The organism is Candidatus Binatus sp., from assembly GCF_036567905.1.
Lineage (GTDB): Bacteria > Desulfobacterota > Binatia > Binatales > Binataceae > Binatus.
This window is the reverse complement of the sequence record NZ_DATCTO010000054.1, coordinates 21062-33180: the sequence shown is the minus strand read 5'-3', so window position 1 is coordinate 33180 and position 12119 is coordinate 21062. Positions and strand designations below refer to the sequence as shown.

The 12119-nt window shown below is 60.8% G+C and carries 12 protein-coding genes; all 12 read left to right on the top strand.

What is annotated here, in order from left to right; genetic code table 11:
- The first annotated feature begins 7 nt into the window (after positions 1-7).
- The 12 genes from sucD (at position 8) to pyrR (ending at position 12104) form a co-directional block, all read left to right on the top strand.
- Entirely contained in the window at positions 8-886 is an 879-nt protein-coding gene (gene sucD / locus VIO10_RS08750; protein ID WP_331962436.1) for a succinate--CoA ligase subunit alpha, read from the top strand.
- A 4-nt stretch (positions 887-890) separates the two neighbouring features.
- Positions 891-1307 (top strand): nucleoside-diphosphate kinase, encoded by a 417-nt coding sequence (ndk, locus tag VIO10_RS08745; RefSeq protein WP_331962433.1) that lies wholly within the window; start codon positions 891-893, stop codon positions 1305-1307.
- A 761-nt stretch (positions 1308-2068) separates the two neighbouring features.
- Positions 2069-3142 carry a 23S rRNA (adenine(2503)-C(2))-methyltransferase RlmN gene (gene rlmN / locus VIO10_RS08740; protein ID WP_331962430.1) on the top strand — a complete coding sequence of 358 codons (1074 nt, stop codon included), beginning with the start codon at positions 2069-2071 and terminating at the stop codon, positions 3140-3142.
- A gap of 30 nt (positions 3143-3172) precedes the next feature.
- Complete coding sequence (gene mtnP / locus VIO10_RS08735) at positions 3173-4072, top strand: S-methyl-5'-thioadenosine phosphorylase (protein ID WP_331962427.1); 900 nt, start codon at positions 3173-3175, stop codon at positions 4070-4072.
- Positions 4073-4996 carry a PfkB family carbohydrate kinase gene (locus VIO10_RS08730; RefSeq protein WP_331962424.1) on the top strand — a complete coding sequence of 308 codons (924 nt, stop codon included), beginning with the start codon at positions 4073-4075 and terminating at the stop codon, positions 4994-4996.
- Positions 4981-5919 (top strand): glycosyltransferase family 2 protein, encoded by a 939-nt coding sequence (locus tag VIO10_RS08725; RefSeq protein WP_331962421.1) that lies wholly within the window; start codon positions 4981-4983, stop codon positions 5917-5919. Before VIO10_RS08730 ends, VIO10_RS08725 begins: the two co-directional genes overlap by 16 nt.
- Positions 5920-5928: 9 nt before the next feature.
- Complete coding sequence (locus tag VIO10_RS08720) at positions 5929-7236, top strand: UDP-glucose/GDP-mannose dehydrogenase family protein (RefSeq protein WP_331962418.1); 1308 nt, start codon at positions 5929-5931, stop codon at positions 7234-7236.
- A 15-nt stretch (positions 7237-7251) separates the two neighbouring features.
- Positions 7252-8193 carry an NAD-dependent epimerase/dehydratase family protein gene (locus VIO10_RS08715; RefSeq protein ID WP_331962415.1) on the top strand — a complete coding sequence of 314 codons (942 nt, stop codon included), beginning with the start codon at positions 7252-7254 and terminating at the stop codon, positions 8191-8193.
- 1 nt (position 8194) lies between these two features.
- Positions 8195-9997 (top strand): translation elongation factor 4, encoded by a 1803-nt coding sequence (lepA, locus tag VIO10_RS08710; protein ID WP_331962412.1) that lies wholly within the window; start codon positions 8195-8197, stop codon positions 9995-9997.
- 7 nt (positions 9998-10004) lie between these two features.
- Positions 10005-10757 carry a signal peptidase I gene (gene lepB, locus VIO10_RS08705; protein WP_331962409.1) on the top strand — a complete coding sequence of 251 codons (753 nt, stop codon included), beginning with the start codon at positions 10005-10007 and terminating at the stop codon, positions 10755-10757.
- Positions 10758-10782: 25 nt separating this feature from the next.
- Positions 10783-11382 (top strand): hypothetical protein, encoded by a 600-nt coding sequence (locus VIO10_RS08700; RefSeq protein ID WP_331962407.1) that lies wholly within the window; start codon positions 10783-10785, stop codon positions 11380-11382.
- Positions 11383-11555: 173 nt separating this feature from the next.
- Entirely contained in the window at positions 11556-12104 is a 549-nt protein-coding gene (pyrR, locus tag VIO10_RS08695) for a bifunctional pyr operon transcriptional regulator/uracil phosphoribosyltransferase PyrR (protein ID WP_331962404.1), read from the top strand.
- Positions 12105-12119: the final 15 nt, after the last annotated feature.

Here is a 12119-nt window from a genome sequence, read left to right as displayed (position 1 = left end):
TTTTCAGATGAGCATTTTAGTTGACAAAAACACCCGCGTGCTGACGCAGGGAATCACCGGCGCGACCGGCCAACTCCATACGCGCGCGTGCAAAGAGTACGGCACGCAAATGGTCGGCGGGGTAGTGCCGGGCAAGGGTGGCACCGACTTCGAAGGCATCCCGATCTTCGACACCGTCGAGCAGGCGCGCAAATCGACCGGCTGCAACGCGACCGTGATCTACGTGCCGCCGGCGTTCGCCGCCGACGCGATGCTGGAGGCTGCCGCCGCCGGCATCGAGCTTGTCATCTGCATCACCGAAGGCGTTCCGATCCTCGACATGGTCAAAGTGAAGGCCTACCTGGCGGGCACCAAGTCGCGCCTGATTGGCCCCAACTGCCCGGGAATCATCACGCCGGGTGAATGCAAAATCGGCATCATGCCGGGCTACATCCACCAGCCAGGCGATATCGGCGTCGTCTCGCGTTCGGGCACGCTGACTTACGAGGCGGTGTATCAGCTGACCCAGCTTGGAATCGGGCAATCGACCTGCATTGGGATCGGTGGCGACCCGATCGTCGGCACAACGCATATCGACGCGCTCAAGTTGTTCAACGAAGACCCCAGGACGCGCGCGGTCATCATGATTGGTGAGATCGGCGGGACGGCCGAGGAAGAAGCCGCCGAATACATAAAGCAACACTTTAAGAAACCCGTAGTCGCGTTTATCGCGGGCCAGACCGCGCCGAAGGGACGGCGGATGGGTCACGCCGGCGCGATTATCTCTGGCGGACGCGGCACCGCGGCCGACAAAATCGCGGCGCTCAAGGCGGCGGGAATTACGGTCGCAATGAGCCCGGCTGACCTCGGCTCGACGATGAAATCAGTACTTGAGGGCAAGAAGTAATTCGATGGAACGAACTTTCGCAATCGTCAAGCCCGACGCGGTGCGGCGCGGGCTCACCGGCGACATCCTCAAGCGAATCGAAGCTTCGGGGCTGACGATCGTTGCGCTGCGCAAGATTCATCTCCCGCGCGCCGACGCCGAGAAGTTTTACGACGTGCACAAAGCGCGGCCGTTTTTCCGCGGGCTGTGCGACTATATGACTTCCGGCCCGGTGGTTATCGCGGTGCTGCAGGGCGAGAATGCGATCAGCAAGTGGCGTCAGCTGATGGGCGCAACCGATCCCAAAAAGGCCGACGCCGGCACGATTCGCAAGGACTTCGGAATCGACGTCGAACAGAACGCCACGCACGGCTCGGATGCGCCCGGGACGGCGGCTGAGGAAATCGCTTTCTTTTTCCCGGCGCGAGAGATTCTTTCCTGAAGACGAGAGCCGCGCGTAACTCTGGTTCCTCTCCTGCTTGTTGCGCTACTTTTGCCTGAGTAGGCCACCTTTCGGAGACCAGAGTGAAATCAACGCGAGGAACAAAAATACCGCACCAGCGAACATGTAGGTCGTAGAGAATAACTCGGATACCATCAGATCGAATGCTGAGCAAGCAAGTCCAGTCAGGCCAACTCCGAGAAGCCAAATGTTCATGTAGCAATAAAAGCGCTCGAGTGACTCTTGTCTGTCTCCAATCACTGATCCATTCCAAGATGTGGACCCAGACAACACCAGAACTGAATATAGCGAAACCACATAGGGGCCGGCTACTAGAATTAGGCTGGGCATCAAACTCAAAGAAGATACTGGCATATACCCCCCGACGAGCGCGCGGGGCAGGATGATCATAGACCAGCCACACGCCACTGATCCGATCAGAAAAGTGACAAGCACGCTTTGAAAAGAACCGGTCCTGCCAGGATTCATCATGGGATATAGCCCGGACCAGTTGCTTGATTCGATTCGAAGTTAAATTGCGTCAGCGGATCATTCGGTTCGGAATAGAGTGAGATTATCAGCTCCTTGGCCCCCGGGATAGATCGGGGGCCCAGGCGGATGCGGTAGAGGGTCTTAACACTGGCTACCCGCGCCCTCACGGGCGCGCGATTCAGGATTCTGCCTCTGCGCGAGGCTATGCAAAGCGCCCACTACGAGACCATCCTGCTTTCACGGCGGCGTTTCGGTTAGAATAACTGGCCGTGAACGCGAATCGCCAAACATCGGCCGAGCCGGCGCCCGTGGGCGCGGATTTCCGCGACCTGACGCTCGATGAGGTCGAGCAAATGGTCGCCAGCGTCGGCGAACGCTCATATCGCGCCCGCCAGATTCTGCATTGGGTACACGCTCGGGGCGCTGAGTCATTCGACGAGATGCGCGATCTGCCGGCGGCGCTGCGCAATTGTTTGAAGCAGAGCTTCACCATCGGGCATCCGGTGTCGTCATTGGTTTCGCGTTCGTCGGACGGCACCCGAAAACTGCTCATTGCGCTCGACGACGGGGAAGAAATCGAATCGGTGATAATCCCCACGGAAAAACGCGTCACGCTTTGCATGTCGAGCCAGGTGGGATGCGCGCTGGCCTGCGAATTCTGCGCGACTGCCCGCATGGGACTGCATCGCAACCTCACTGCTTCCGAGATGCTGGCGCAGATCCCCGTTGCTCGACGCGAGCTGGCCGCAGGTGAGGAAATCACGAACTTTGTTTTCATGGGGATGGGCGAGCCGCTGGCAAATTACCCGCGCCTGGTGCGCACGCTCACGATAATGACTTCCGATTGGGGAATGGGCATCTCGCCGCGCAGGATCACGGTCTCGACGGTTGGTTTGGTCCCGATGATGGAGCGGCTGCTCAGCGAAACTCCGGTTAATCTGGCGGTCTCGCTGCACGCAACTACCAACGAGCTTCGCGACCGCCTCGCGCCGATCAACCAGCGCTATCCGCTTGAAGTTTTGCTCGACGCATGCCGGAATCTGCCGATCAAACGGCGCAGCCGGATCACGTTTGAGTACGTGATGCTGGCCGGGGTGAACGATTCGATTGCGGACGCGCGCCGCCTGGTGAAGTTGCTTGCGCCTTTGCGCGCGAAAGTGAACCTGATTTTTTACAATCCGCTGGCGGGGTCGGCGCTTGCGGCCAGCTCGCGCGCCGCGGTGGAGGCCTTTCAAGCGATCCTGAAGAACGGTAATTTGACCGCAACCATCCGCGAAAGCCGGGGGCTAGATATTGCGGCGGCATGCGGCCAGCTTTACGCCGAGCAGCACAATCCGGCCTGACGCCAGTTCAGGATCAACCCCAGAACCAAGATGCCACAGAACATACTCGGAGTGATCGGAGGCAGCGGCTTCTACCAGATGAAGGGCCTGGACAAGGTCGCGCTGAAGGAGCTCGAGACACCGTTCGGCCGTCCGTCCGATCCGTTTTACCAGGGACGAATCGGAGACACCGAGGTCGTTTTCCTCGCGCGACACGGCCGCGGTCATCGACTGTTGCCGTCCGAAATAAATTTTCGCGCCAATGTTTTCGGGATGAAGCAGCTCGGCGTGACCCATCTCGTTTCGGTGTCCACAGCGGGCAGCCTGAAAGAGGAAATTCATCCGGGCGAACTGGTAGTTCCAAATCAGTTTATCGATCGTACCATCAAACGCCCCATGACATTCTTCGGGGACGGGTTGGTGGCGCACGTTTCGATGGCCGATCCTGTGTGCGCAAATCTCGCGAGCGATCTGGCCGTCGCAGCGCGCGCGGGCGGCGCGGTGATTCATGACAGCGGGACCTATCTATGCATGGAAGGTCCACAATTCTCGACCCGCGCCGAGTCGAATCTTTTCCGCAGTTTTGGCGCCAGCGTCATCAGCATGACCGCGATGCAGGAAGCGCGGCTCGCGCGCGAGGCGGAGATGTGTTACGCGACGCTGGTGCTGGTGACGGACTACGATTGCTGGCACGATACGGCCGCGGCGGTGGATATCGGCGAGATCCTGCGCGTGATGAAGCTGAACGTGGACAAGGCGCAAAGCGCGGTGTCGGCGCTTGCGCACGCGCTTGGCAATCGTGCGCGGACCTGCGGGTGCCAGGACGCGCTCAAGAACACGATAATTACCGATCGCGCGGCAATTCCGCAGCGCTTGATCGACGACTTGCGTCCGCTGGTAGGCAAGTATCTCCAGGATGATCGAAATCCGGGGACGCTGAAGGTGCAATAGATGAGTATCGTTGTGGTCGGATTTCTAGCCTACGACACGGTCGAAACACCCAATGGAAAAGTCGTCGAAGTGATGGGCGGCGGCGCCAGCTACTTTTCGATAGCAGCTCGATTCTTTTCCCCGGTCAGCGTCGTCGCGGTGGTCGGTACGGACTATAAGGCCGAGGATTTCCAGTTGTTCACGGATCGGAATATCGATGTGCGCGGAGTAGTAAAACGCGAGGGGCAGACCACGCGATGGCACGGCCGTTATCACGAAGATATGAACGTGCGCGACACGGTCAAACTTTCGCTCAACGTGCTGGAAAACTTCACGCCGGAATTGCTGCCCGACCAATGCCGCGCAGACTACCTTTATCTGGCGCCAAACGATCCTGCGCTTCAGGAACACGTACTGGACCAGGTGCTTAGTCCCAAAGTAGTCACGGCCGATCTCTATGACTATTGGATCCAGAACACCCGCCCGGGCCTGGCCAAGGTGCTCGAGCGAATCCAGATACTGCTTTGCAGCGACAGCGAAGCGCGCACGCTTACCGGCGAGCACAACCTGGTGAAGGCGGGGCGCGCGATCCTGAAAATGGGTCCGGCCACCGTCCTGATCAAGCGCGGCGAGTATGGCGTGCTTCAGTTCAGCCGGGAAGGCATGTTCGCGGTGCCCGCATATCCGCTGGAAGAGGTAGTCGATCCTACCGGGGCGGGCGATACGTTTGCGGGCGGCATGATGGGCTTGCTGGCGCGACACGGGCGGATCACAGAATCGTCGCTGCGCACGGCGGTCGTGTACGGCAGCGTGATGGCGTCGTTCGTTGTTGAACGCTTCTCGCTGGAGAGGCTATTAGCTCTGACTTGGGAAGAGATAGATAATCGCTATCGAGAGTTTATCAATCTAATCGACTCTCATCATTCGAGATGGACTACTCAGTAGTTATTCCGCTCTACAACGAGCGGGATAACCTCGCCCCGCTGCATGCAGAGTTGAGCCGCGTGATGCAGACGCTCGGACGCGCCTACGAACTCGTGTTCGTGGACGACGGCAGCATCGACGGGAGCATCGAGGTGCTGCGTGAGATTAAGTCGGCGGACAAACAGGTGCGCGTGATCTCGCTGGCGCGCAACTCCGGACAGACGGCGGCGCTGGCCTGCGGCTTTGCGCACGCTACCGGCGACGTAATAATCGCGATCGACGGTGACGGACAAAACGATCCTGCCGACATCCCGCGGCTGCTGGCCAAGCTCGATCAAGGCTACGATTTGGCCAGCGGCTGGCGCACTGAGCGGTGGCAAGCGGAACGGTTTACGCGCCGGCTGCCTTCAATGGCGGCAAATTCGCTGATTTCGGCGATGACCGGCGTCAAGCTTCACGACTACGGCTGCACCTTCAAGGCCTACCGGCGGGAACTCGCGCGCAGTCTGCAGCTCTACGGCGAGATGCATCGATTTGTCCCGGCGATCGCGGCGGAGCAGGGTGCGCGAATCGCAGAAGTCGAAGTCGGATTTCGGCCGCGCCGCGCGGGCACCTCAAAGTATGGACTGTGGCGCATCGTGCGCACGTTGCTCGACCTAATCACCGTCAAATTTCTCTCGGGTTATTCCACCGCGCCGATACAAGTGTTCGGCCTGATCGGAATAGTGCTGGGCGGACTCGGCGGTCTATGGACCTTCATCCTGGTGCTGGAGAAGATACTACTGGGGCGCGAACTGGGTAATCGGCCGGCGCTGCTATTGGCAGTGTTGTTGGTAGTCGTCGGAGTGCAGTTTGTGAGTATCGGACTGCTGGGCGAGATGCTCGCGCGGACCTATCACGAATCGCAGGGGAAGCCGATCTACGTAATCAAGGAAGAATTCTAGAGGCTATCGATGAACATCGCAGTCGTGGGGAGCGGATATGTCGGACTGGTGAGCGGCACCTGCTATGCGGAAAGCGGCAACGAAGTATTCTGCGTTGACATCGACCAGCAGCGAATCGCCGAGCTTTGCGAGGGCAGGATTCCGATCTATGAGCCGGGGCTCGAAGAGCTGGTGCGCCGCAATTTGAAGGAGGGCCGGCTTCATTTCACCACCGACATCGCCAAAGCAGTCAAGCAATCGATGGTCTCGTATATTGCGGTCGGCACTCCGATGAGCGCGTCGGGCGCGGCGGATTTGAGCGCGATCTTCCAGGCGGCCGAGGATATCGCAAAAGCGATCACCGGCTATCACATCGTGGCGATCAAGAGCACCGTTCCGGTTGGCACCAACGACCGGGTGCGGGAAATCGTCGGCCGCTTCGCCAAACATCGCGCTGACGTGTGCTCGGTCCCGGAGTTTCTCAAGGAAGGCTCCGCGATAGAAGATTTCATGCGGCCGGACCGGGTCGTGATCGGAAGCCTGAGCGAGCAAGCGACGGCTATCCTCAAGGAAATTCACAACCCCTTCGTGCGCACCGACAATCCGATCCTCGTAATGGATCCGCGCTCGGCGGAGCTGACCAAGTATGCGTCCAACGCGATGCTTGCGATGCGCATCTCGTTCATCAACGAGATGGCGAATCTGTGCGACGCCGTGGGCGCCGACATCAATGCCGTCCGCCGCGGACTCGGCTCCGACAAACGCATCGGCCCGTCGTTCCTGTTTCCCGGTGTCGGTTATGGCGGTTCATGCTTTCCCAAGGACGTGCAGGCGATGATTCATATCGGCAGCGAGCACAACCTTGACTTCGCACTTTTGCGCGCGGCGGAAGCGGTGAATTCCCGGCAGAAGCGGCTGATTCCCGCGCGCGTGAAGCAGCATTTCGGACAAAACCTGAGCGGCCGGGCGTTTGCGATTTGGGGGCTTGCCTTCAAGCCGCGCACCGACGACATGCGTGAAGCGCCGGCGCTGGTGGTGATCGAGGAACTGCTGCAGGCGGGTGCGAAATGCCGGGTGCACGACCCCGAAGCGCTGGAAAATGCGCGCAAGATTTTTGGCGATCGCGTCACCTACCACAAGACCAACTACGAGGCGCTCACCGGCGCCGACGCGCTGCTGATTCTGACCGAGTGGAACGAGTTCCGGCATCCCAACTTTCAGCGCATCAAGGCCGAACTCAAACAGCCGGTGATATTCGACGGCCGGAACCTGTATGATCCAGAACTGATGAAGGCGCTCGAGCTGCGGTACTACTCGGTCGGACGCCACCCGGTTTAGGTCAAGGACGCTTCGATGAGAATTCTGGTGACCGGCGGCGCCGGCTTTATCGGCTCGCACACGGTGGATGCGCTGGTCGCGTCCGGCGCCGGCGAAGTGTCGGTGCTGGACGATCTTTCCACCGGCAAGCGCAGCCAGGTGAACGCGAAAGCCACGCTCTATCAAACCGATCTGCGCGACGCCGCGGCGGTTGCGTCCGTCGTCGAGCAGGCGCGCCCCGAGATTATTTTCCATCTGGCGGCGCAGATGGACGTGCGGCGTTCGGTCGCCGATCCTGCGTTCGACGCGCAAGTGAACCTGGTCGGATTTCTCAACCTGATCGAATCGGCACGCCGCCACGGCTTGAGGCGCGTGATCTTTTCTTCGACTGGCGGCGCGATTTACGGCGAGCAGGACGAATTCCCGTGCACCGAGGAGCATCCGCGCCGCCCGGTAAGTCCCTACGGCGTCGCCAAGCTGGCGACCGAAGCCTATCTGTTCTTTTACAAGGTCGAGTACGGAATCGACTACCTGGCGCTGCGATTCGGCAACGTTTACGGGCCGCGCCAGGATCCGCACGGCGAAGCCGGCGTAGTTGCGATCTTCTGCGGACGAATCCTCGACGGCAAGCCCGTGACGATTTACGGCGACGGCACGCAGACCCGCGACTACGTTTACGTCGGCGACGTGGTGCGGGCCGTGGTCGCGGCTGCGAAATCGAGCGCGTCGGGAATCGCGCTCAACATCGGCACCGGGGTCGAGACCAACGTGAACGATCTTTATTCCACGCTCGCAGGCATCGCCGATTTCCCGACCCGGGCGGAGCATGCGGCGGCGCGTCCCGGCGAACAAAAGCGCTCCGTCATATCGCCGGCGCGCGCCGGGCGGGAGCTTGGCTGGCGTCCCGAAAAGAAGCTGGCGGATGGACTCGAAGAGACGTTCAAATATTTCAAGCAGCAGCGGGCCCGCTCGAGTTGAAATGACCGAAGCCGCCTCGATTCGCAATTTTTCGATCATCGCGCATATCGATCACGGCAAGTCCACGCTGGCCGATCGAATCCTCGAGCGCACCGGCGCGCTCACGCTGCGCGAGTCGAAGGATCAGTTTCTGGACTCGATGGACCTCGAGCGCGAGCGCGGAATCACGATCAAGGCGCGCTCGGTGCGGCTGAATTACACGGCCAAAGATGGAAAGGTCTACGTGCTGAACTTGATCGATACGCCCGGTCACGTCGATTTCGCCTACGAAGTTTCGCGCAGCCTGGCCGCGTGTGAGGGCGCGCTGCTGGTGGTCGATGCGAGCCAGGGCGTCGAGGCACAAACGCTCGCCAACGTTTATCTCGCGCTCGATCACGGGCTCGAAATTATTCCGGTGATCAATAAAATCGATCTGCCCAGCGCGGATGTCGGGCGCACCAGGCATCAAATCGAAGAAATCATCGGGCTCGATGCCTCCGAGGCGATTCTTACCAGCGCCAAGGAGGGCGTGGGCATCGACGATGTCCTCGAAGCGATCGTCGCGCGAATCCCCGCGCCCAAAGCCACCGGCGAGGACGCCGTCCGCGCGCTCATCTTCGACAGTTGGTACGACGTGTACGAGGGCGTGATCGGATTGGTCCGCGTCTTCGGCGGCGAACTCCGCGTCGGGATGAAAGTTCGGCTGATGGGCACCGACAAGCTGGGCGAAGTGATGCGCCTAGGGCATTTCACGCCGCACGAACGGCCCACCGGTGCGCTCGGTCCGGGCGAGGTCGGCTTTGTCGTGGCGGGAATCAAAACCGTCGCGGACATGCGGGTGGGCGACACGATTACCGATGCGGACAATCCCGCGGTGGCGCCGCTGCCGGGCTTCAAGGAATTGAAGCCGATGGTGTTCGCGGGCCTGTATCCGACCGAGGCGAATCAGTACGGCGCGCTGCGCGACGCGATCGAAAAGCTGCGGCTCAACGATGCGAGCCTCATCTGCGAGCCCGAGACCTCGCAGGCGCTCGGCTTCGGTTTTCGCGCCGGATTCCTGGGCTTGCTGCACATGGAAATCGCGCAGGAGCGCCTCGAACGCGAATTCGGAATCAACCTGATCGTGACCGCGCCCACCGTCGCCTACCAGGTGCGCACTGTTTCGGGCGGGCTGATGACGGTGGACAATCCCGCGCATCTGCCCGATGAGAACACGATCGAGGCGATCGAGGAGCCGTTCATTCTCACTTCTATCCACATGCCCGAGGAGTACCTCGGCGCGGTGATGAAGCTGTGCGAAGACCGGCGCGGCATCCAGCGCGATCTGCGTTTCCTGGGTGAAAAGCGCGTGATCCTGCACTACGAATTGCCGCTCGCCGAGATCGTCTTCGATTTTTACGATCGGCTGAAATCGGTGAGCCGCGGATACGCGTCGTTGGACTACGAGTTTCTGGACTTTCGTGCCGGGCCTCTGGTTAAATTGGACATTCGAATTAATGGCGAGGTGGTGGACGCGCTTTCAATTATCGTGCATCGCGACAAGTCCTACGAAAGGGGCCGGGCGTTGTGCGAAAAGATGCGCGAGCTGATTCCGCGCCAGATGTTCGAAGTCGCGATTCAAGCCGGGATCGGCTCCAAGATTATCGCGCGGGAATCCGTGAAGGCGCTGCGCAAGAACGTCACCGCCAAGTGCTACGGCGGCGATATCACGCGAAAACGAAAGCTGCTCGAGAAGCAAAAGGAAGGCAAGAAGCGGATGAAGCAGGTGGGGCGGGTCGAGATTCCACAAGAGGCTTTCCTGGCCCTGCTCAAGGTCGGGGAGTAGGGCGATCGTGGCCGAACCAGCGCGCAACATTCCCAAAGCACAGCCGCAAAACGCCGGCGAGACCGCCAATCGCGCGCCCGCGCAGAAGTCCGCCGCCCGCGAGTATGGCGAGGCGATGTTCATCGCGCTCGTGCTCGCGATCTTCATCCGCACGTTCTTCGTGCAGGCGTACAAAATTCCGTCGGGCTCGATGGAACCGACGCTGCTCATAGGCGACCATATACTGGTCAACAAGATTGTTTACGGGCTGCGGATGCCGGACTCGATTTTAGGCCTCGCGGTCCCCGGCCTCCCATTGGGCGAGTACGTTTTTCATCTCGCGCCGGTGCATCGCGGCGACGTCGTGGTGTTCGTCTTTCCGCCCGATCGCAGCAAGGATTTCATCAAGCGCGTGATCGGCGTCGCCGGCGACACGATTGCAGTGAAGAACGGCGTCGTCTGGCTCAACGGTTCCGAGATGCCCGACCCGCACCGGCACTGGGAGGTCGCCGCGCAGGATCGATCGCCCGTCTCGCCGCGCGACAACTTCGGACCCGTAACTGTCCCGCCGGGCAAGCTGTTCATGATGGGCGATAATCGCGATCGCAGCTACGACAGCCGCTTTTGGGGCTTCGTCGATCTCAACGACGTCGAGGGACGCGCCATGGTCATCTATCTGCCGTGGAATGAGGAGAAGGCGGATAGCGCCTCGATCCTGAGTGACATCTTCTTGTGCTTCGAGTACATCAGATGGAATCGACTCGGCATGCTCGTGCACTAGACCGAAAACCGAAAAGGGATATCAGGTGGCGGACGAAGCGGTAAACAGGATTGGCGCGATCCTCGAGGAGCTGGGGGCGCGATTCGATCTTGTGGTCGAGGCAGTCTCGGGTTTCGGCGGACGCCTGGACGCGCTGCGCGACGAGATCTTCGAACAGTTCGCGGAAGTCGGTGGGCAGATCCGCTTCCTGTCCGAGCAAATTGCCGAGAATCGGCTGGGTATCGTCGCGACGCGCGACGATCTCGGCGCTGAGATCGTGCGGCTGGGCGAGGCGCTTGGCAAGGCGCGCATCGAGTTCCGCGACGAACTGGCCGCCGCTGAGAAGGGACTTCGCGGCGATTTTGCCGCCCGCGCCGTCGAGTTCCGCGAACAAGCCGCGCGCGCGGTCGCGTCCGCCGCCAAGCAGGCGACGGACTCAGGCGGCGAGACGACCAAGATTCTCAAGCGGGAAATCGCGGCGTCGGCGGAGCTCGCGGCAAAAAAACTCGGCGCCGAACTCAAGCAAACCAGCAAATCGCTGGCCAATCTCGCGCGCAAGTTCGACCGCTTCGACGACCGGATTACGGTTCAGACCCGCGACCAGGATCAACGCTTGAGAAAACTCGAGCGCAAGCGGGGCGCATAGCCCGCGTCGCGCTGCGGAGCGGAATTGAGCGCAGGGGTTGACCGCACTCTTCGGCGATCGTAAATTCTAGTCACCTTTAACCCGCTACTGAGATAGCGAAAAGGGACGACAATGAAAGTGTACATTTGCGGACCCGGCTGTTTTCGCAGTCGGGATTTTTTTTGGGCATCGCGATGAGCGCCGCGCCCAACATCGTACTCGACGCCGCTCAGCTCGGGCGCTCGCTCAAGCGGATCGCGATGGAGATAGCCGAGCGCAACGGCGGCGCGGACAACATCGTGCTGGTCGGAATCGTCCGGCGCGGCGCCACGCTCGCCGAACGGATCGCCGACGAGTTGCGCGCCAACGGCAGGCGCGAGGTCCCCGTCGGTACGCTGGACATCTCTTCCTACCGCGACGACGGCAAGGGCTTGCCCGGCGATCCCCGGCTAATCGGCCGCGACATTCCTTTTTCCCTCGACGCCAAGCGTGTCGTGCTCGTTGACGACGTGCTCTACACCGGGCGAACCGTGCGCGCCGCGCTCGACGCGATCTCCGATCTGGGCCGGGCGGAATCGGTACAGCTCGCCGTTCTGGTCGATCGCGGAGAGCGGGAGCTTCCGATTCGCGCCGACTACGTGGGCAAGAACATCCAAGCCCCGCACGGCCAGCGCGTTTACGTGCGCCTGGCTGAGATCGACGGCGCGGACGCGGTCGTGGTTGGCAACGCAAACGTAAAATGAGGTCGAGCATCCGCG